This window comes from Isoptericola sp. NPDC056573 (genome assembly GCF_042793335.1).
In the GTDB taxonomy this organism is placed as follows: domain Bacteria; phylum Actinomycetota; class Actinomycetes; order Actinomycetales; family Cellulomonadaceae; genus Isoptericola.
Window position 1 is genome coordinate 43,628 of the sequence record NZ_JBHTUY010000001.1, and the last position, 20,183, is coordinate 63,810.

Annotated in this window: 19 protein-coding genes; 11 read left to right on the forward strand and 8 right to left on the reverse strand. The window is 75.6% G+C overall.

The window, feature by feature from the left end:
• Positions 1–65 precede the first annotated feature (65 nt).
• Together ACFQ8E_RS00225 and ACFQ8E_RS00230 are read left to right on the forward strand one after the other, a co-directional pair.
• Entirely contained in the window at positions 66–1,121 is a 1,056-nt protein-coding gene (locus ACFQ8E_RS00225) for a TetR/AcrR family transcriptional regulator (RefSeq protein ID WP_430548557.1), read from the forward strand.
• A 132-nt stretch (positions 1,122–1,253) separates the two neighbouring features.
• Positions 1,254–4,301, forward strand: coding sequence for an FAD-binding and (Fe-S)-binding domain-containing protein (locus tag ACFQ8E_RS00230; protein WP_430548558.1), 3,048 nt, complete (start codon positions 1,254–1,256; stop codon positions 4,299–4,301).
• 84 nt (positions 4,302–4,385) lie between these two features.
• On the opposite strand, the gene ACFQ8E_RS00235 is transcribed toward ACFQ8E_RS00230, so the two are convergent.
• Positions 4,386–5,030: a TetR family transcriptional regulator gene (locus ACFQ8E_RS00235; protein WP_430548559.1), complete on the reverse strand. Its 645-nt coding sequence runs from the start codon at positions 5,028–5,030 to the stop codon at positions 4,386–4,388.
• A 94-nt stretch (positions 5,031–5,124) separates the two neighbouring features.
• Here ACFQ8E_RS00235 and ACFQ8E_RS00240 point away from each other — a divergent pair, with 94 nt between their 5' ends.
• The 3 genes from ACFQ8E_RS00240 to ACFQ8E_RS00250 are packed head-to-tail and all read left to right on the forward strand — an operon-like array spanning position 5,125 to position 8,935.
• Complete coding sequence (locus tag ACFQ8E_RS00240; protein ID WP_430548560.1) at positions 5,125–6,105, forward strand: hypothetical protein; 981 nt, start codon at positions 5,125–5,127, stop codon at positions 6,103–6,105.
• Positions 6,102–8,282, forward strand: a complete 2,181-nt coding sequence (locus ACFQ8E_RS00245) for a YhgE/Pip family protein (RefSeq protein WP_430548561.1) — start codon at positions 6,102–6,104, stop codon at positions 8,280–8,282. Before ACFQ8E_RS00240 ends, ACFQ8E_RS00245 begins: the two co-directional genes overlap by 4 nt.
• 35 nt (positions 8,283–8,317) lie before the next feature.
• Complete coding sequence (locus ACFQ8E_RS00250; protein WP_430548562.1) at positions 8,318–8,935, forward strand: nitroreductase family protein; 618 nt, start codon at positions 8,318–8,320, stop codon at positions 8,933–8,935.
• Between the two features lie 7 nt (positions 8,936–8,942).
• On the opposite strand, the gene ACFQ8E_RS00255 is transcribed toward ACFQ8E_RS00250, so the two are convergent.
• The gene (locus ACFQ8E_RS00255) at positions 8,943–10,388 is read right to left on the reverse strand and encodes a PLP-dependent aminotransferase family protein (protein WP_430548563.1); all 1,446 of its coding nucleotides are present in this window, start codon (positions 10,386–10,388) and stop codon (positions 8,943–8,945) included.
• A 104-nt stretch (positions 10,389–10,492) separates the two neighbouring features.
• Here ACFQ8E_RS00255 and ACFQ8E_RS00260 point away from each other — a divergent pair, with 104 nt between their 5' ends.
• On the forward strand, positions 10,493–11,473 hold the full coding sequence (locus ACFQ8E_RS00260) for an aldo/keto reductase (RefSeq protein WP_430548564.1): 981 nt from the start codon (positions 10,493–10,495) through the stop codon (positions 11,471–11,473).
• Between the two features lie 19 nt (positions 11,474–11,492).
• On the opposite strand, the gene ACFQ8E_RS00265 is transcribed toward ACFQ8E_RS00260, so the two are convergent.
• From ACFQ8E_RS00265 to ACFQ8E_RS00275, 3 genes are all read right to left on the reverse strand, one after another.
• Complete coding sequence (locus tag ACFQ8E_RS00265; protein WP_430548565.1) at positions 11,493–11,834, reverse strand: cupin domain-containing protein; 342 nt, start codon at positions 11,832–11,834, stop codon at positions 11,493–11,495.
• Between the two features lie 84 nt (positions 11,835–11,918).
• A complete protein-coding gene (locus tag ACFQ8E_RS00270) occupies positions 11,919–12,428 on the reverse strand; it encodes a hypothetical protein (RefSeq protein ID WP_430548566.1) in 510 nt (169 codons plus the stop codon).
• Positions 12,429–12,576: 148 nt separating this feature from the next.
• The gene (locus tag ACFQ8E_RS00275) at positions 12,577–12,873 is read right to left on the reverse strand and encodes a hypothetical protein (RefSeq protein WP_430548567.1); all 297 of its coding nucleotides are present in this window, start codon (positions 12,871–12,873) and stop codon (positions 12,577–12,579) included.
• Positions 12,874–13,064: 191 nt separating this feature from the next.
• On the opposite strand from ACFQ8E_RS00275, the gene ACFQ8E_RS00280 reads away from it, so the two are divergent.
• Both ACFQ8E_RS00280 and ACFQ8E_RS00285 read left to right on the forward strand, forming a co-directional pair.
• Positions 13,065–13,799, forward strand: a complete 735-nt coding sequence (locus tag ACFQ8E_RS00280) for an SDR family oxidoreductase (protein WP_430548568.1) — start codon at positions 13,065–13,067, stop codon at positions 13,797–13,799.
• Positions 13,800–13,865: 66 nt separating this feature from the next.
• Complete coding sequence (locus ACFQ8E_RS00285) at positions 13,866–14,195, forward strand: MerR family transcriptional regulator (protein ID WP_430548569.1); 330 nt, start codon at positions 13,866–13,868, stop codon at positions 14,193–14,195.
• Positions 14,196–14,223: 28 nt separating this feature from the next.
• Here the strand turns inward: ACFQ8E_RS00285 and cofC are convergent, their stop codons facing one another.
• Positions 14,224–14,931 carry a 2-phospho-L-lactate guanylyltransferase gene (cofC, locus tag ACFQ8E_RS00290; RefSeq protein WP_430548570.1) on the reverse strand — a complete coding sequence of 236 codons (708 nt, stop codon included), beginning with the start codon at positions 14,929–14,931 and terminating at the stop codon, positions 14,224–14,226.
• Complete coding sequence (cofD, locus tag ACFQ8E_RS00295; RefSeq protein ID WP_430548571.1) at positions 14,928–15,878, reverse strand: 2-phospho-L-lactate transferase; 951 nt, start codon at positions 15,876–15,878, stop codon at positions 14,928–14,930. Before cofD ends, cofC begins: the two co-directional genes overlap by 4 nt.
• Positions 15,879–15,929: 51 nt before the next feature.
• On the opposite strand from cofD, the gene ACFQ8E_RS00300 reads away from it, so the two are divergent.
• Entirely contained in the window at positions 15,930–16,247 is a 318-nt protein-coding gene (locus ACFQ8E_RS00300) for an MTH1187 family thiamine-binding protein (protein WP_430548572.1), read from the forward strand.
• Between the two features lie 151 nt (positions 16,248–16,398).
• Positions 16,399–18,162, forward strand: coding sequence for a hypothetical protein (locus tag ACFQ8E_RS00305; protein ID WP_430548573.1), 1,764 nt, complete (start codon positions 16,399–16,401; stop codon positions 18,160–18,162).
• Between the two features lie 30 nt (positions 18,163–18,192).
• Here ACFQ8E_RS00305 and ACFQ8E_RS00310 read toward each other — a convergent pair whose 3' ends face one another.
• Positions 18,193–19,152 carry a zinc-binding dehydrogenase gene (locus tag ACFQ8E_RS00310; RefSeq protein ID WP_430548574.1) on the reverse strand — a complete coding sequence of 320 codons (960 nt, stop codon included), beginning with the start codon at positions 19,150–19,152 and terminating at the stop codon, positions 18,193–18,195.
• Between the two features lie 77 nt (positions 19,153–19,229).
• Between ACFQ8E_RS00310 and ACFQ8E_RS00315 the strand changes: the two genes are divergently transcribed.
• Complete coding sequence (locus tag ACFQ8E_RS00315) at positions 19,230–20,183, forward strand: hypothetical protein (RefSeq protein ID WP_430548575.1); 954 nt, start codon at positions 19,230–19,232, stop codon at positions 20,181–20,183.

The following is a 20,183-nucleotide window of genomic DNA, read 5'->3' on the forward strand; positions in this document are numbered from 1 at the left end:
CCTGTCGAGGCCCCGGTGCGGTCCCGACAGGCTCGGTCGCGAGGAGGTTCAGGGATGATGAGCGCATGACGGACACGCCGGAGACGGACCTGCCCGAGTCGGCCCTGCCGGGTGCGGAGCTGCCTGACCTGCCGCCGCGTCTCGCGCTGGCCTGGGGCGTGGCCGAGCGGCCGGAGCGCGTGCCCCGCCGCGAGCTGAGCATCGAGCGCATCGTCGAGGCCGCCGTCGAGATCGCCGACGCGGAGGGCCTCGCCGGCGTCTCCATGGCGCGGGTGGCCAAGAGCCTCGGCTTCACCACGATGTCGCTGTACCGGTACGTCACCAGCAAGGACGACCTGCTGCTGCTCATGCAGGAGGTCGTGCTCGACCTGGAGTTCCCGCCGCCGCACGAGCCGGCGGACTGGCGGGCCGAGCTGCGCGAGTGGGCCCTGTTCACCTTCGAGCTGTTCCGCCGGCACTCCTGGGTCCTCGACGTCCCCGTCACCGGCGCGCCGATCACCCCGGCGAGCCTGCGCGCCCTCGACGCCGGCCTGCGCGCGCTGCGCTCGACGCCGCTCGACGACGGCGACAAGATCGCGACCATCCTGCTGCTCAACGGCTTCACCCGGAATGCCGCGCTGCTCGACCGCGACCTCCGGCAGGCCAACACGGCCGGCACCGACGCGGCCGCGGCCGTGGGCCCCGAGCTCGCGGACACGCTGCGCGCCCTCGTCGACGAGGTCCGGTTCCCGTACCTGCGCCCCATCGTCGAGCGCGGCTCCTACGCCGCGTACGGGACGAGCACGTTCGACGACGAGGAGGACGTCGGATGGGGGCTCGAGCGCACCCTCGACGGCGTCGCGGCGTACGTGGCCGCGCGGGCGGCGGCCGGCGGGCCCGACCCGGAGACCCCGGCAGGCGGCGTCCCGCAGGACGAGGGCGTCGCCGAGGCGCTCGCCGTCGCGCAGCGCTACGCCTCCGACCCCAAGGTCAAGAAGGCGGCGGCGAAGCGCAAGGACGTCGAGCGCCGGCTCCGCGAGGAGCAGAAGAAGGTGCGCGAGCGGGAGAAGGCGCTGCGCGAGGCGCGCAAGGCGGAGGCTGAGGCCGTGCGGGCCGCGCAGGAGAGGGCCGACCGCGGCTGACCTTCGAGCAAGCGGTCCGTCGCGGGAAGACGTCGGTTCCCGCGGGGGACCGCCTGCTCGAAGGCGGGACCGATCGGGTGCCGTGCCGTGGACGCGGCGGCGCCCCCGGGGGACGAATGGCAGAATCGGCGCGTGCCAGCCCAGACACCGACGACCCCGACCCCGGACGGTGACGTGGACCTCGCGCCCACCCGTGACGAGGCGGAGAGCGCGGCCAGGCGCGCGGCCGACGAGGCCCGTGCGGCCGTCGTCTCCGCGCTGCGGACGGTGATCGCGGGCGACGTCGACTCCTCCACCCGGCGGCGCGCGGAGTACTCCACCGACGCCTCGAACTACCGCGTCGTGCCCGACGTCGTGGCCTTCCCGCGCAGCTCGCGCGACGTGGTCCGCGGCCTGGAGGTGCTGCGCGAGCTGAAGATTCCCGTGACGGCACGGGGCGCCGGCACCTCCGTGGCCGGCAACGCGGTCGGCACGGGCGCGGTGCTCGACTTCTCCCGGCACCTGAACCAGGTGGTCTCGGTCGACCCGGAGGCGGGGACCGCCGTCGTCGAGCCCGGCACCGTGATGTCGAGCCTGCAGCGCGCGGGCGCCGCCCACGGCCTGCGGTTCGGGCCGGACCCGTCCACGCAGAACCGCGCGACGCTCGGCGGGATGATCGGCAACAACGCGTGCGGCCCGCACGCCGTGGCCTACGGCCGCACGGCCGACAACGTGGTGGAGCTCGACGTCGTCGACGGGCGCGGGCGCCGCTTCACCGCGGGCCGGGGCGACGCGACGTTCGCCGCCGTGCCGGGCCTGGCGGAGCTGGTACGCGAGAACCTCGCGCTGATCCGCACGCAGTTCGGCCGGTTCGGGCGCCAGGTGTCGGGCTACTCGCTGGAGCACCTGCTGCCGGAGAACGGCTCCGACCTCGCCAAGGCGCTGGTGGGCACCGAGGGCACGCTGGTGACGGTGCTCGGCGCCACGCTGCGGATGGTGCCCGTGCCGTCGGCGCCGACGCTCGTCGTGCTCGGCTACCCGGACATGCCGGCGGCGGCCGACGACGTCCCGCACCTGCTCGGCCACAAGCCGCTCGCGATCGAGGGGCTCGACGCGCGCCTGGTCGACGTCGTGCGCAAGGCGAAGGGCGAGGCCTCCGTGCCGGCCCTGCCCGAGGGCGCGGGCTGGCTGATGATCGAGGTCGGCGGCGCGAGCCAGGACGAGGCGAGCGCCCGGGCGGAGGCCGTCGTGACGTCGTCGTCGGCCCTGTCCTCGCTGGTGCTGCCCGCCGGGCCGGACGCCACCAAGATGTGGCAGATCCGCGCCGACGGCGCGGGGCTCGCCGGCCGCACGCCCGCGGGCGAGCAGGCGTGGCCGGGCTGGGAGGACTCCGCCGTCCCGCCCGAGCGGCTGGGCGCGTACCTGCGCGACCTCGAGGACCTCATGGAGCGCTACGGCGTCGACGGGCTGCCCTACGGGCACTTCGGCGACGGCTGCGTGCACCTGCGCATCGACATCCCCCTGGAGACGTCGGGGTCGGTGCTGCGCACGTTCATGACCGACGCCGCGCGGCTGGTGGCGTACCACGGGGGCTCGCTGTCGGGGGAGCACGGCGACGGCCGCGCCCGCTCCGAGCTGCTGCCGCTGATGTACACGCCGGAGGCGATCCGGCTCATGGAGCGGTTCAAGGCCCTGTTCGACCCCGACGACCTGCTCAACCCGGGCGTCGTCGTGCGGCCCGCGGCCGTCGACGCCGACCTGCGCCGGCCCGCGGCGAAGCAGGTGCTCTCGACGCTGCCCGTGGGGGACCGGGGGATGGCGGGCTCGGGTCCGCTGCACGGCATCGCGAAGCGGGCGGGCCACACCGGCTTCTCGTTCGCGCACGACCACGGCGACCTCACGACCGCCGTGCACCGCTGCGTCGGCGTGGGCAAGTGCCGGGCCGACAACCACGCCTCGGGCGGGTTCATGTGCCCCAGCTATCAGGCCACGAAGGACGAGAAGGACGTGACCCGCGGGCGGGCGCGCGTGCTGCAGGAGGCCGTCAACGGCACCCTCGTGGGCGGGCTCACCGCGCCGGAGGTGCGCGAGTCCCTGGACCTCTGCCTGAGCTGCAAGGCGTGCTCGTCCGACTGCCCGGCGGGCGTCGACATGGCGCAGTACAAGTCCGAGGTGCTGCACCGTACCTACAAGGGGAAGCTGCGCCCCGTCGACCACTACGCCCTCGGCTGGCTGCCCCGCTGGGCGCGGCTCGCGGGCGGGATGCCGCGGTTCGTCAACAAGGTGCTCGGCGTGCCGTGGATCGCCAAGGCGGTGCTGTGGGCGGGCGGCATGGACACGCGACGGCAGGTGCCGCAGTTCGCGGAGATCCCGTTCCGGACCTGGTGGAGCCGGGGCTGGGCGTCGCACGGAGTGCCCGGGCTGGGTGCCGGCAAGACCCCGCACGACCGTCCTTCGGGCGCGCGCCCGAAGGTCGTGCTCTGGGCGGACTCGTTCAGCGACGCGCTCGCGCCGTCCGTGCCGCAGGCCGCGGTGAAGGTGCTGACCGCGGCCGGGTACGACGTCGTCGTGCCCGACCAGCAGGCGTGCTGCGGCCTGACCTGGATCTCGACCGGTCAGCTCGACGGCGCCCGCCGTCGGCTGTCGTCGCTGCTGTCCGTGCTCGGGCCGTACGCGGTGAACGGCATCCCGATCCTCGGGCTGGAGCCCTCGTGCACCGCCGTGCTGCGCTCGGACCTGCTGGACCTGTTCCCCGACGACCCGCGCGCCCAGGCCGTCGCCGACGCCACGCGCACCCTGGCGGAGCTGCTCACGTCGCCGGAGACCGCGCCGGCCGCCGGGGCCGGCTGGGAGATGCCCGACCTGTCCGACCTCACCGCGGTCGTGCAGCCGCACTGCCACCAGCACTCGGTGATGGGTTTCGACGCCGACGAGGCGCTGCTGCGCGCCGCGGGCGCCGACATCAAGGTCCTCGCCGGCTGCTGCGGGCTGGCCGGCAACTTCGGCATGCAGAAGGGCCACTACGACGTGTCCGTCGCCGTCGCCGAGAACGCGCTGCTGCCCGCGCTGCGCGAGCGCGCCGAGGGCACCGAGTTCGTCGCCGACGGCTTCTCCTGCCGCACGCAGGCCGTGCAGCTCGAGGGCACGCAGGGCAAGGCGCTGGTGGAGGTCATCGCCGAGCGGCTCGACCCCGCGAGGTAGTCCCGAATCTGCCGAGGTAGTTCGAGATCTCGTGAGGTAGCCGACTACCTCACCGAGCTTCGAACTACCTCGGCAGATTCGGGACTACCTCGCGGAGCGGCGGACGATCGCGAGGACGCCGGCGCGCGCGGGCTCGGGGAGCTCCGGCACGAGGACGACGAGCGACTCGAGCAGCAGCCGCTCGAGCTCGTCGCGCGCGATGCCGCTGCCGCCCAGCCACGCGGCGGTGACGTTCTCGACCAGGGCCACCCAGCCGCGGGCCAGGAGCTGGAGCCGGTTGCTGGGCATGAACCCGATGACGCCGGCCGTGGTCGTCATGCGCTCGACGAGCGCGGTGCGGACGCGCTGCAGCGCGTCCTCGGTGGCGTCGTCGCCGGCGAGCGCGCCCCGCCAGATGTCCTCCCAGACGCGCCGGTGCGCGGTGACCGAGCCCAGGAACAGCGTCATCGCGTGCGCCGGACGGTCGGCGAGGGGACGATCGTCGGGTGCCAGCAGCGTCTGCTCCAGGTCGGACACCGCCTCGAGCGCGACCGTGCGGCGCAACGCCGTCGTGGACCCGAAGTAGTGGAAGACGAGCGCCTTGGACGCCCCTGCGCGGGCGGCGGCGGTCGCGGGCGTCAGCACGTCCAGCCCCGCCGCCTCCGCCTCGGCGACGGCCGCCTCGAGGAGCTGGCGGCGCCGGTCCGACGGCTCGTGGCGCGTGCGGGGGCGCGGGGCGGAAGAGGTCATGGCCACAGTTGTACGACGTTATTGACCGCCAGTCAACACCGGTCGTAGAGTTGTTGATCGCAAGTCAACAGTGTGTCGGGGGACGGGGAGCAGGGTGCAGATCACGCTGAGCGGGGTACGGGTCGAGGGGCGTCGGGACCCGATGCTGGAGGCCATGGATCTCGCCTGGTCGACGGGGGAGTGCCTGCTCGTCGCGGGCGAGCCCGGCCACGGGCACACCGCCCTCGCGCTCGTCGCGACCGGGAGGTTCGTGCCGTCGTCCGGCACCGTGCGCCTCGACGGCGCCGCCGTGCCGCCGTCCGCGCTGCGTGCCCGCACCGCCGTCGTCGACGTGCCCGGCATCAGCGAGCCCGACGACGCGCTGTCCCTCGCCGACGTCGTGGCCGAGGGCCTGGCCCTCGCCGGTCGCCGGTCGCTGCCGCGGGACGTGTCGCGGTGGCTCGAGGAGCGCGCCCTCACGGAGGACCGCGGGCGCCGGGTGGACCAGCTGCCCGGCGTCGTGCGCACCGCCGTGCTCGCGGCGCTCGCCACCGAGAACCCCGACGTCAGGTTCGTCGTGCTGACGCTGCCCGACCGGCACGGCGGCGAGCCGTCCGGCTGGTGGGAGACGGCGCGCACGCTCGCCGCGTCCGGGCTCGGCGTGCTCGTGCAGTGCACGCGGTCGTCCGCCCGCGACCTGGGCGTCGACCTGCCGCCCGCGCGCGGCGCCACGCTGCACGAGCCGCCACGGGTCGTGCTGCGCGAGGTGCCGGGCGCGCCCGTCGAGGAGCCCGCCGCGACCGCCGTCCTCCCGGTGGCCGGGCCGGACGCCGAGCCCGCCGTCGAGCCTGAGCCCGCCGTCGAGCCTGAGCCCGCCGTCGAGCCTGAGCCCGCCGTCGAGCCTGAGCCCGCCACGGAGCCCGAGCCCGCCGCCGAGGCCGAGGTCGAGGACGAGCTGGAGCCGTCCCCCGATCCCGACGCCCGCGCCGAGGAGGAGCTCGACGACCCGCTCGACGGTGCGCCCCCCGGGGACACCCCGATCCACGACACCCTAGCCGCGACGCCGGCCGACGACGCGCAGGAGGAGGCCCGATGACCGTGGTCCGGCTCGCTCTCTCGGAGCTCCGGCGGCTCGCCGCCGGGCGCCTGCCAAAGCTCGCCATCCTCGCGATGGCGCTGATCCCCACGCTGTACGCGGGCCTGTACCTGTTCGCCAACCACGACCCGTACGGGCAGCTCGACAACGTGCCGGCCGCCGTCGTCGTGCAGGACGAGGGCACCACGACGACCGACGCGGAGACGGGCGAGACGACCGAGCGCGACTTCGGCCGCGACGTGGCGGACCAGCTGCTGGAGGACGGCGGGTTCGGCTGGGTCGAGACGTCCCAGGCGGACGCCGAGGCGGGCGTGCGCTCCGGCCGCTACGACGCCGCGCTGATCATCGGCCCGACGTTCTCCGCGGACCTGGCGTCGGCGGGGGAGTTCGAGCCGCAGCAGGCGAGCCTCACGCTCATCACGAACGACGCGAACAACTACCTCGCGGGCACCATCTCGGACACGATCGTGGGCAAGGTGCGCGACTCCATCGCGGAGGAGGTCGGCACGGAGGCCGCGGACACGTTCCTACGCGGGTTCGCGTCGATCCACACGAACCTCGCCGACGCGGTGGACGGCGCGAAGAAGCTGCTCACCGGTGCGACGACGCTGGACGACGGGCTCGCGGACGCGGACGACGGCGCGCACACCCTCGCCGACGGCGCGGCGCAGGCGGCCGACGGTGCCGCCACCCTGGACGGCAAGGTCGGCACCCTGGCGTCGGCGGTGGGCCGGCTCGACGACGGCGCGGGGCAGCTCGCGTCCGGCCTCGGGACCCTGCAGGACAAGACGGCGGACCTGCCCGCCCAGACGAAGAAGCTCGCCGACGGCGCGGCGCAGGTCGCCGACGGCAACGCGCAGGTCGCGCAGTACGGGCAGGAGGCCGCAGAGGCGGCGGGGCAGGTGCTGCCGACCCTCGACGGCGCGCGCTCCGACGCGGCGGACGCCCTCGACCAGGGCCGGGCGGACCTGGACCAGCAGCTCTCCGACCTCTGCGCCCAGGTGCCGGACGACGCCGGCGATCTCGCGGCGCAGTGCGCCGACCTGCGCACCCAGGCGCTCGACCGCCTCGACGCCACGCGCTCCGACGTCGACGGCGCCCTCGACGCCCAGCGCAAGGACGTCCGGTCGGCGGTGACGACGGTCGAGGGCGCGTCGGAGAAGCTCGACCAGCTCGCCGACGGCTCCCGGCAGGTGGCCGACGGCGCCGCCACGCTCGCGGGCGCGACGCCGCAGCTCACCGCCGGCATCGCGTCGGCGGCGGACGGCGCGGACCGGCTCGCCGACGGCACCGGGCAGCTCGCCGCCGCCACGCCCGCGCTCGTCGACGGCGTGCACCGGCTCGCGGACGGCACGGGCCAGGTCTCCGACGGTGCCGCCGAGCTCGCCTCCGGCACCACGAAGCTCGCGGACGGCTCCGGGGAGCTGAAGAGCGGCATCGCCGAGCTGCGCGACGGGCTCGCCGAGGGCCTCGGCCAGATCCCCGACCTGGACGACCAGACGCGCGACGACACGGCGTCGACCATCGGCAACCCCCTGGAGGTGCGCAACGACGCCCTGTCGTCGGCGGGCACCTACGGCGCCGGGCTCGCACCGTTCTTCCTGTCGCTGGCCACGTGGATCGGCGCGTACGTGCTGTTCCTGCTGGTGCGGCCGCTGTCCACGCGGGCGCTCGCCGCGGGCAGGTCGGGGCTCGCGACGGCGCTGGGCGGCTGGGCGACGCCCGCCGCGATCGGCGTCGTGCAGGTGGCGGCGATGTTCGCGGTGACGAAGTTCGCGCTGGACATCCAACCCTCCTACGGGCTGTTCACGGCGCTGTTCCTCGTGCTGGTGTCGGGCACGTTCGTCGCGATCCTCCAGGCGCTGAACGTCTGGCTGGGCGCGGCGGGCCAGTTCCTGGGGCTGGTGCTGATGCTGGTGCAGCTCGTCACCGCGGGCGGCACGTTCCCCTGGCAGACCATCCCGCAGCCGCTCAAGGCGATGCACCAGTTCATGCCGATGACCTACGCCGTCGAGGGCCTGCGCCAGCTGCTCTACGGCGGCAACCTCGCCACCGTCACACGCGACGTCATGGTGCTGCTCGGCGTGCTCGTCGTCGCGCTGGCTCTCACGACCCTCGCCGCCCGCAGGCAGCGCGTGTGGACCGTGACCAAGCTGCAGCCCGAGCTCGTCCTCTGACCTCCCGCCTGTTCGGCAAGGGGCAGGATGGGCCCGTGGAGTTCCAGGACGTGGTGCGCAGACGGCGGATGGTGCGGCGGTTCACGGACGAGCCCGTGCCGTCCGAGACGGTGGACCGGCTGGTGCGCAACGCCGTGCGCGCCCCCAGCGCGGGGTTCTCGCAGGGCTGGTCGTTCCTCGTCCTGACGGAGCCGGAGGACCGCGAGCGGTTCTGGACGGCGGCCACCCCGGCGGACTCCGAGCGCGACATGTCGACGTGGCTCGCGGGCATGCGCACCGCCCCGGTGCTCGTCGTCGCGCTGTGCTCGAAGGACGCGTACCTCGGCCGGTACGCCGAGGCGGACAAGGGCTGGACCGACCGCGACGACGCGCGCTGGCCGGTGCCGTACTGGCACGTCGACGCGGGCATGGCGTCGCTGCTCATGCTCCAGACGGCGGTCGACGAGGGCCTCGGGGCCTGCTTCTTCGGCGTCGGCGCGGGCGAGATGCCGGCGTTCCGCGAGGCGTTCGGCATCCCCGACGCGTGGGTCCAGACCGGCGTCGTCGCGGTGGGCCACCCGGCCGACCCGGGTGCGGGCGCGACCGCCAAGGGCTCCCCGACGCGCCGGCGCCGCAAGCCGCTGGAGGACGTCGTGCACCGCGGGCGGTGGTGACGGCCCGTCAGCCCGCCGCGGAGCGGATCGCCGCCGCGAGGCCGGCCACCGCCTCGCCGACCCGCGCGTCGGCGAGGTTGCCGTACCCGACGACGAGCGCCTCGGCGCCGGGGTCCGCGGCCGAGACGCGGTAGCGGCGCAGGTCGGTGACGCCGACGTCGCGCGCGGCGGCGGCGCGGACGACCGCGGCGGCGGGGACGCCGTCGGGCAGCCCGAGCACGACGTGCAGGCCCGCCGCGAGGCCGCTCACGGGCAGGCCGGGCAGCGCGGCGTCGAGCGCGGCGAGCAGGGCCGCCCGGCGGCGGCGGAACCGGCCGCGCGCGGCCCGCAGGTGCCGCTCGTAGCCGCCGTCCGTGAGGAACCGGGCGAGCGCGAGCTGGTCGAGGGTCGACGGTGCGGGGCCGCCCGCGTCGCCGCCCAGCCGCTCCCGCCAGCGCGGCGGCAGCACCAGCCAGCCCAGGCCGAACGCCGGGGAGACCGTCTTGCTGAGCGACCCGAGCAGTGCGACGCGCCCCGGGTCGTGGCCCTGCAGCGCGGCGACGGGCCGGCGGTCGTAGCGAAACTCGGCGTCGTAGTCGTCCTCGACCACCAGGCCGTCGACGGCGCGCGCCCACGACACGAGCGCGTCGCGCCGCTCCGGCGCGAGGGCGACGCCGGTGGGGAACTGGTGCGCCGGCGCGACCAGCGCGGCGCGGGCGCCGGTCCGCGCGGCGGCCGCGGCGAGCGCGTCGACGTCCACCCCGCGGTCGTCGACGGGTACCGGCACGGGGACCAGGCCGGCGCCGCGCGTGACGTCGCGCAGCCGGCCCCAGCTCGGGTCCTCGACCAGGACGGCGCGGTGCCCGGCGGCGCGCAGCGCGCGGGCGAGGCGGGTCATGCCGTCGGTGGCGCCGTGCGTCACCAGGACGTCGTCGGGTCCGGCGCAGGTGGAGCGGGCCCGCGCCAGGTACTCGACGACGGCGCCACGGGTGGCCGGGTGGCCGGCGGGGTGCGGGGCGCCGAGGTCGGCGTCGGGGGTGTCGGCCAGGGCGTCGCGCAGCGCCCGCAGCCAGGCCGCCCGGGGCACGTGCCGCAGGTCCGGGACGCCGGGCGCGAGGTCCAGGCGGGCACGGCGCACGGGGGCGGCGTCGGTCGACGTCGGGTGCGCCGTCGCGTGCTTCGGCGTGGCGTGCGCGGCCGCCCCGGCCGCGATCCGCGTGGCCGACCCGACGCGGGCCTCGCAGAACCCCTCCGCGACGAGCTGGCCGTACACCTCCGTCACGACCCACCGCGACACGCCCAGGGTCTCCGCGAGGGCGCGCGACGGCGGCAGCGCCGCCCCTCCCGGGACCCGGCCCGCGTGCACGGCGTCCCGCACGGCGCGCTCGAGGCGCGCGACCAGCGGGGCGTCGTCGTCCCCGAGGTCGAGCACGGTGTCCCACGCGAGCACAGGATTGGTCTGGGCCATTGCCATGGAATTGGACGGTACACCCGTGCCGATTCGTTCGTAGCGTCATGGGTGTCGGCCGGCGGACGGTCCGCCGGCCCCCCACGACCCACACCCTGACAGGAGCACCCATGCGCTACCGCACGATCGGCGACGGCACCACGTCCTTCGAGGTCAGCACGCTGTGCCTCGGCACCATGTGGTTCGGCACCCGGACGGACGAGGAGACGTCCTTCGCGATCCTCGACCGCTATGTGGAGGCCGGCGGCACCTTCCTCGACACCGCCAACAACTACAACGGCTGGGGCGGAGGGCACGGCCGCGACAGCGAGGACGTCCTCGGCCGCTGGCTCGCCGCCCGGGGGAACCGCGGCGAGCTGCGGATCGCCACCAAGGTCGGCGCCGCGAAGAAGGACCCGAACCTGCCGCTGCAGCAGGTGGCGCCCACGAACTACCAGGGCCTCGGCGCCGAGACGATCGCCTGGGAGGCCCGCGAGAGCCTGCGGCACCTCGGCATCGACCACATCGACGCGTACTACGGCCACGTCGACGACTACGACACCCCGCTCGCGGAGACGGTGGGCGCGTTCGGCAAGCTCCAGGCGGAGGGGCTCGTCGGGATCGCCGGCATCTCGAACGTCGCGCTGCACCGTGTCGTCGAGGCGCGCGAGGAGGCGTCGCGTCAGGGCGTCGCGCCCTACGGACTGGTGCAGCAGCAGCTCACCTACCCGTACCCGCGGCCCGACGTCGGCCGGCACAACTGGGCGTCGTACGAGCTGCTGGACTACGCGGGCGCGGCGTCGGCGACCGAGCACCCGCTGGCGGTCGTCGCGTACTCGCCGCTGATGCAGGGCGCGCTGGTGCGCGACGACAAGCCCCTGTGGGACGGCTTCGACCACCCGACCACGCACGAGCGGCTGCGGGTGCTGCGCGAGGTCGCGGACGAGATCGGCGCCACCCCGAACCAGGTGGTGCTCGCCTGGCTCCTGGGCGGGGACGTGCCCGTCGTGCCGGTCGTCGGCGCGAGCAGCGTCGCGCAGCTCGACGAGCTGCTCGGCGCGGCCGAGCTCGACCTCGACGACGACGTGCGCGCCCGTCTCGACGCGGTGTGACCGGCGTGGCCCTGCCCGGTCACTCCAGCCACTCGGTGACGAACCGGTCGTTGGCGTGCACGTGCAGGGCCTCGTACACCTCGGGGCCGATCACCGTGAACTTGTGCGGCGTCCCGGCGGGGGCGACGAGGATCTGGCCGCCCACGGCGACCACCTCGTCGTCCCCCACCCGGAACAGCGCGCGCCCAGAGCGCAGGATGAACGTCTCCGTGTACGGGTGGCGGTGCAGGCGCGGGCCGACGCCGTCGCGGTCGAACCGCTCGAACATCACCGACACGGTGGACCCGTGCAGGTAACCCTCGAAGTCGGTGCCCGGCAGCGTGGACTGCTCGATCAGCTCGATGCTCGACTCGGTGCTCATGCCGGATGGACCGCGCCCGGGCGCGGAACTGAGCGGGGGTCCCACCACCCCGTGATCGGGGCTGTCCGCAGGTCGGGTGCACGCCTACGCGTCGTCGCCGGCGACGGCGAGCTCGTCGGAGCGGACGACGGCGCCTTCGCTCTCGGTGATCTCGACGGTCACCACGGCGCCGTCAGGGACGTCGTCGGGCACCGCGACCTGCATCTGGAGGTCGCCGGAGTCCGTGGCGACCACCTCGTCGGCAACCTCCGGCGCAGGGAGTGCCTCGCCGTCCACGAACACCTGTGCCGCCGTGATGCGCATCGGCTGTATCGGCTCCCCGGAGTCGGTGTCGTCGCAGCCCACCACCATGGCTGTGCCCTGGAGCGTCACCACCTCGCCCGGAGCGGCCGCCTGCTGGGACCACGACAGCTCGGGTGGAGCGCAAGAGGCCGACGCCGCGGGATCGGCACCCGCGCAACCGGCCGTCGCGGCCAGGACGACTGCACCGATCGCGACCGTGGCCAGTGAGCTCCAGCGCCTCATACGCGGACATACTGCCACCGGCAGAGCCCGCGGACCGGCAGGCGCGTGTTCGTGCTCAGTGCTCAGCACGACTTCTCGGGTTCGGATCCCAGGCCGCACAGCGGCGGCTCGGGTGCTGGCAAACCATGCGCCACCGCGACCTCCTGAGCGGGGTCAGCAACCCGCCAACGGCTGCCCCCGAGAGCCCGGTATCGAGGTCCGCCGGCGTGCGGTGGCTTCAGTCGACGTCTGTCGGGACCATCAGCGCAGCACCCATGAGAGCAGCCATCGCCGCCCATCCGACGAGCGCTCCGGTGAGAGCGGCTCGCACCATCCTCGATCGCTCCGCGGCGGCTGGACGCCCGGCTCCGAGGCGTGCGAGCGCGAGTACGACCGCGCCCACGATCGGTGCCCAGGGGCCGAGGATCGCCACGCTCACCGACGCGGTCATGACCCCCAGAGCCGCCATGACGACGAGGGTGGCCTCCTCGCGCTCAAGGCCGGTGTCGCGGACGACGTCTCCCTGGAGCCTCATGCGCAGATCATGGCTCCCGGCACCGCCGGTGCACCCGATGCCGAAGGGTGAAACTCGCGTCGCACACCGAACCGGCACAACCCCCGCCGGCCTCGGACTGACCGTCGGCGCCCGCCACACGACCGGGCACGCGCACGGTGCGGTCGACGCCCTTGACCCTGACACTGACGTCAGGTCCTAGCGTCCGGCGCATGGAGATCAAGAATCAGACCGCCCTGGTTACCGGGGCCAACCGGGGGATCGGCCGGCACTTCGTGACAGAGCTGCTGCGGCGCGGAGCGGCGAAGGTCTACGCCGCGGCCAGGAACCCCGCGTCCGTCGACGTCCCGGGCGCGACGCCGCTCCGACTGGACGTGACGGACGACGACTCGGTGGCCGCGGCCGCCGCCCTGGCGCAGGACGTCACGGTCCTCGTCAACAACGCGGGCGTGGCGGCGCTGACCCCGTTCGTCGGCGGGGACCTGTCGGGCGCCCGCCAGGAGATGGAGGTCAACTACTGGGGCACGCTGCGGATGGTGCGCGCGTTCGCGCCGATCCTCGGCAGGAACGGTGGCGGCGGGATCCTCGACGTGCTGTCCCAGAGCTCGTTCCGGGCGTTCGGGTTCGCCGACACCTACGGGGCGGCGAAGGCCGCCGCGTGGCAGCTGACCAACGGTGTGCGGCTCGAGCTGGCCGACCAGGGCACGCAGGTCACCGGGCTGGCCATGGCCCTCGTGGACACGGACATGTCGGACTGGGCCAGGGAGCAGGACGACTGGGCGCTCGCCGAGCCGCGCGACATCGTGCGCCAGGCGCTCGACGGCTTCGAGGCGGGTGCCTTCGAGGTGCTCGGTGACGAGATGACCCGCGAGTGGAGGTCCCGGCTCGGGGAGCCGGCCGAGGCGCTGTACCCGCAGGCGGCCACGGCGCCGGCAGGCCCCCGCTGATCGGCGGTCGGCCGGAATCCGCGCACGGGTCACGTCGTTGGCGCCGGTGTGCTGAGAATCGGTGAGGTGGCGGAACGTGCCGGCGTGAGCGTGCGCGCCCTGCGCTACTACGAGGAGCAGGGGCTGCTGGCGACCGTGCGGACCTCCGCGGGGCACCGGCTCTTCGATGAGACGGCCGTCGACCGGGTCCGGTTCTTCCAGCAGCTCTACGCCGCGGGCCTGACCAGCGGCAACATCGCCCAGCTGCTGCCGTGCGTCGACTCGGGGCACACCGACCACGAGCAGCGCGCGATGCTGCGGGAGCAGCGCGAGCGCCTCCGGGAGCGGCTGGACGACCTGACCGCGGCGATCGCCCGCCTGGACACCGTGATCGCCGCGACCGACACGCACCCCTGAGCCATCCGGGAGGACGCCAGGGAGGGCGTCAGGGGAGGGGCAGGTCGAGCCCGCGCCGCAGCCGGTCGCGGACGGCGCGGGGCAGCTCGCCCCAGTCGTCGATCGTGTCGAGGTCGACGGCGGTGCCCGGGCGGCGCACGACGACCGGCCGCAGGCCCGCGCGCCCCGCCTCGGCGACGTGCGCCGCCCGCGACGCCTCGCCGAACCGGAACCGGAACGGTGCCGCCGCGGGCAGCACCAGCAGGTTGGTCCCCGCCAGGTGCCGGTCGGTGGCGACGACGGCGGCGTCACCACGCCGTGCGTCGTCGGGAGCCGGCGCGCCCGCGGCGAGCAGGGCCGCGACGTCGTCGGTCGTGAGCAGCGGCAGGTCGGCGTGCGCGACGAGCAGCCGGTCCGCGCGGCGCTCGAGCGCCGCCTCCCGCCCGACGTCGAGAGCCGCGTTCAGGCCCGGCCGGTCCGGCGGCTGCGGGACCACCTCGACGGCCGGGCCGCCGCCGTGGAGGAGCCGGTCCAGGGTCTCGACGACGAACGGCACGTCGGCGGTGACGACGAGCACGCCGTCGACGCCGTCCGCCGCCAGCAGGACGGCGACGACGTGCCGGGCCAGCGCCGCGACGAGCCGGCGTCGCGCGGCCGGGTCGAGCGAGGACGCCAGCCGTGACTTGCCCGAGACGCCGTCGCGCAGCGGCACCAGCGCGATCGTGCGGACGGGGCCGGCGCCGTCCGGTGCGCTCATCCGAGGGCGAGCAGGTCGCGGGCGAGGCGCTCGCGGCCGGCGGCGCCGCCCATGATCGTGTCGGTGACGAGCACCTCGACCCCCAGCTCGCGGATCGGGCCGGCGAGGTCGGCGTCGGCGTCGTCCACGACCATGACGTCCACCAGGTCGGCGTACAGCCGGGCCACGCCCAGCGCGGACACCTCGTGCCCCAGCGTCTCCAGGATCTGCGCGGCGGGGCCCTTGATCGCCTGCCCGCCGACGATCGGGCTCACGGCCACGCGGCGCGCGGGCGAGGCCAGGACGGCGTCGCGCACCCCGGGCACGGCCAGCACCGGCTCCACCGACAGGAACGGGTTGGACGGCGCGACGACGAGCAGGTCCGCACCCGCGACCGCGTCGAGCACGCCGGGCGCGGGCCGCGCGGCGGTGACGCCGTCGAGCTCGATGCCCAGCACCGCGTCGGCGTGCTGCCGGCGCACGAAGTACTCCTGGAACGCGACCCGCCCGGACGGCGTGTCCACGAGGGTGCGCAGCCGGTCGTCGGTCACCGGCAGCAGCCGCGCCCGCACGCCCAGCGCCGCAGCGAGCCGCGCCGTCACCGCGTGCAGCGGCCGCCCCTCGCGCAGCGCGGCCGTGCGCACGACGTGCGTCGCGAGGTCACGGTCGCCCAGCGTGAACCACGTGTCCTCGCCGAGCCGGGCGAGCTGGTCGAGCGTCGTGTACGTCTCGTCGGTCAGCCCCCAGCCGCGGGTCTCGTCGTTCAGGCCGGCGAGCGTGTACATGACCGTGTCGAGGTCGGGGGAGACGAGCAGCCCGTGCCGCTCGGTGTCGTCGCCGACGTTCACGACGACGGTCAGGCCGCCGTCCGGCGTCGGGGCACCGTCGTCGGGCAGGGCCAGGGCGAGGCCGTGCGCCAGGCGGGCGCCGCCGACCCCGCCGGCGAGAAGGGTGACGCGTGTGCTCACCCGACGAGCCTACGGTCCTCGCCGACGGTCGTGGACGTGCAGGATGGGGGCATGGCCGTCTTCGCTTTCTCCGTCGCCCCGCTCGGCGCGGGCGAGTCCGTGGCGGACGCCGTCGCCGCCGCCGTCCGCATCGTCCGTGAGTCCGGGCTCCCCACCCGGACGACCGCGATGTTCACCGAGATCGAGGGGGACTGGGACGAGGTGATGCCGGTGATCCAGCGCGCCACGGAGGCCGTCGGGGCGGGCGGGCACCGGGTGTCGCTGGTGCTCAAGGCGGACATCCGGCCCGGGTACACCGGGCAGCTGGACGCGAAGGTCGCCCGGGTCGAGGAGCGGCTCGCCGACGACGGCGGCGCAGGTCACGCCTAGCCCGCCGGCCGCCGACCGGCCTCGCCGCGGGCGACCTGGCGCGCCGACGCGCGCCTGAGAGCCCGCTGTGGTACACGCCACGTCGCGGGGGCCTTAGGCTTGCCCCGGGATCCGGCCGCCGGGGTCGGTTCCGATCCAGGAGTGGTGTGCAATGCCCCTGTTCGAGGTCGATGCCCAGAGGCCCCTCCTCGTCCAGTCCGACCGGTCGCCCGCGGCAAGCTCCCAGGGCGTCGGGACCACCGCCCACCGGGTGGTGGACAGTCACATCGACGGTCTGCTCGGCGAGCAGATCTTCCCGGTGAGCCCGGGCGTGGGCCCGGACGAGCCGCACCTGCTCGCCCTCGACGCGACCGGCTCGCCCGTCGTCGTCGAGCTCGTCGCCGACCTCGACCGCACCGCCCTCACCCGCGCGCTCGACCACGCCGGAGCCGCCGGCCGGCTGACGCGCGGCGCCCTGGCCGAGCGGTACCACGGCGGGCCGGCGGCGTTCCACCGGGACGTGGCGGCGTTCTACGACAGCGTGCCCATCACCCGCTCGCAGCCGGGGCGCAGCAGCGCCCGGCTCATCGTCATCTGCCAGGAGGCGAGCGAGGAGATCCTCAACGCCGTCGACTTCCTGCGCCAGCCCACGATGCCCGTCGAGGTGCTGAAGATGGGCGTGGTGCACAGCGCGGACGGGCGTCGCTTCGTGGACGTGTCGCCGCTGGTGATCCACCCCGCGTCCGCGCCGACGGCCCCGAGCCTGTCCGCGCCCGCCGCCCCGGCGGCGTCGAGGGACACCGTCGCCACGCCCGACGACGACGCCTCCGCGCGGACGGACGAGGCGTCCGCCCGCGTCGACCCCGAGACCTTCGCCGAGGGGGTGGCCGTCGGGCTCGCGCTGGGCGGGAAGATGCCCGCCACGGTCCAGGCACCCCGGGACAAGGTGGAGTCGGCCCCGCCGTCGCGGACCCGCCGCCGGGCCGCGCGCCCGCGGTCGGCCGAGGAGGGCCCGTCCGAGGCAGCCCTCCCGCGAGGCCCGCTGCCCGTGCCGGCGGCTCCCGTGCCGGCCCCGCACGCCCCCGTCCCCCCGCCGCCGTCGCCGGGCCCGGTGCCTGCGCCGGGCCGCGGACCCGGCCTCGACGACGACCTCGACATCACCCGCGAGCGGCCGCCGCTCCCCGGCGGCGCCCCGCGTCGCCGCTCGCGCTCGGACCGCTTCACGTCGCGACCGGAGCTCGACGGGTCGGTGTCGGACTACGGGCGCCAGGACTTCGGCGGTCAGGACTTCGGCGGTCAGAACCTCGGCGGTCAGGGCCTCGGTCGTGAGGACCTCGGCGGTCAGGACTTCGGCCGTCAGGGCTTCGGTCGTGAGGACCTCGGGCGCCGGGACTTCGGTCAGGCGTTCGCGGAGGTGGCGGCACCCGCGTTCGACCTGCCGGTGCCGGAGCCGCGCTGGTCCGGCGTCGAGGACGACCTCCCCCGCCTGCAGGTGCCGCCGCTCGAGCCACCGCGCCTGCGCACGCCGCCGTCCGACCCGTTGGAGCCGGGCTGGACGCCCGCGCCGCACGACCACGGCTACGACCCGCTGACGTCGCCCGTCCCGCCCCCGCCGGAGCCGCTCGCGGCGCCCGGGCCGTGGGCGCCGCCGCCCGCCGCGGGCGACGACGAGGTGGACCACGACCTCGTCGCGCTGGCCGGCACGCTGGTGCACCCGACGACGATCGTGTGGTCGCGTCCGCGCCGCCGACAGTACTTCGAGGCCGTGCTGCACCGGGACGGCGCCATCCAGCTCGCCGACGGTTCCCGCTACTGGCACCCGGACCACGCGGCGTCCGCAGCCTCGGGCTCGCCCACCGCCGACGGGTGGAGCGTGTGGCGCCTCGGCGCCGAGGGCCCGACGCTCCTGGACGCCTTCCGGCACCGCTTCGCCTGAGCCCGGAGGCGGCTCACCGCACCGCGGGGGTCAGGGCAGGACGACGATCTTGCCCGTCTGCTCGCCGGCCGCGAGGCGGGCCAGGCCCTCGCCGACGCGCGCGAGCGGCACGACGGAGTCGATGACGGGCCGCACGCCGGTGCGGGCGACGAACCGCACGAGGGCGGCCAGGTCGTCCCGGGAGCCCATCGTCACGCCCTGCACGCGGATCTCGTTGAAGAAGACGCGGGTGAGCTCGGCGGGCGGGGCGTCGCCGGACGTCGCGCCGCAGACGACGATCGTGCCGCCCGGCCGCACGGAGCGCACGGAATGCGCCCAGGTGGCCTGGCCGACGGACTCGATCACCGCGTCGACGCGGGCCGGCACGCGGGCGCCCGACTCGACGGCGTGCGCGGCGCCCAGCTCCAGGGCGCGCTCCCGGCGCTCCGCGGAGCGCGAGGTCACCGTCACCTCCAGGCCGGCCGCGGCGCCGAGCACGATCGCCGCGGAGGCGACGCCGCCGCCCGCGCCCTGCACCAGCACCCGGTCGCCGGGGGCGAGGCCGGCCGCGCCGAACAGCATCCGGTAGGCGGTGAGCCAGGCCGTGGGGAGGCACGCGGCGTCCTCGAACGACAGGTCGTCGGGGAGGGGCACCAGGTTGTGGATCGGCACCGCGACGTACTCCGCCAGCGTGCCGGGGTAGTGCTCCGACAGCAGCGTGCGGCGCTCGGTCGGCCCGACGCCGTGCCCGTCGGCGCCGATCACGCCGTGCAGGAGCACCGGCGAGCCGTCCGCGGCGGTGCCCGCGGCGTCGGTGCCGAGGATCATCGGGAGCTGCTCGGCCCGCAGGCCCACCCCGCGCAGGGACCACAGGTCGTGGTGGTTGAGCGTGGCGGCACGCACACGCACCGTGGTCCAGTTCTCCCGCGGCTCGGGTTCGGGTCGCTCGCCCACCTCCAGGCCGTCGAGGGGGGAGTCGGGCGAGAACCGGGCGACGGTGGCGGCGAGCATACGCACCAACCTACTGGTGGTCGCCGGTGGTGGGCGGACCTGGAGGCCGGAACGGGCGATGGCCTAGGTTGTCCGCCATGCCGATCGATGGGCCCACCGGTGGGGTCGAGGAAGAGCTGGCCGCGGCGCGCGCCGCCGTCGTCGAGCACGCGCAGCAGTCGGCGCGTCGCCAGGTCGCGGGCCGGGAGCTCGCCGTGTCGGAGGAGGCCCTGGCGGAGGCGCGGGCCTCGCTCGCCGACGAGACGGCCGACGTCGCGCGGCTGGAGTCTCTGAGCCTCGTGCGCGTGTGGGCGGCGCTGCGTGGCGACCGCGCGCAACGGCTCGACGCCGAGCGTGCCGAGCAGCAGGCGGCCGAGTACGTCGCCGCGACGGCGCAGGCACGGCGGGACGCCGCGGAGCGCGAGGTGCGCGTCGTCGACGCCGGTCTGGCCGCCCTCGGCGACGTGCAGGCCCGGTGGCACGCCGCGCTCGCGGCGAAGGAGGCGTGGGTGCGCGGTGCCGGCGGCCCGGGAGCGGCCGAGCTGGCCGCGGTGGCCGAGCAGGTGGGCGGATGGCGTGCCCAGCAGGTCGAGATCGGTCAGGCCCAGGTGGCCGCCGATCGGGCCGCGCGGGCGCTGGCCGCGGCGGCGGACGAGCTGCGCGACGCCGACGGCTGGTCCACCTACGACACGTTCTTCGACGGCGGCATGCTCGCGAGCATGGCCAAGCACGACAAGATGGACCGCGCCGCGGGCCTGCTGCGCGAGGCGGACGCGGCGCTGCGCCACCTCACCGTCGAGCTGGGCGACCTCGGCGAGCAGGGCGTCGGCGGGGTCGGCGTCGACGGCCTCACCCGCACGCTCGACGTCTGGTTCGACAACATCTTCACCGACTGGTCGGTGCGGAACCGGATCGCCGAGGCCCGCGACCGGGTCGCGGGCGCGGGCCGCGCCGTCCACGGGGTGCGGCAGCGTCTCGCCGAGCGGGGCGCCGCCGCCGACGCCGAGCTCGCGGCGCTCGCCGCCCGGCGGGAGAGCCTGCTCGTCGGGTGA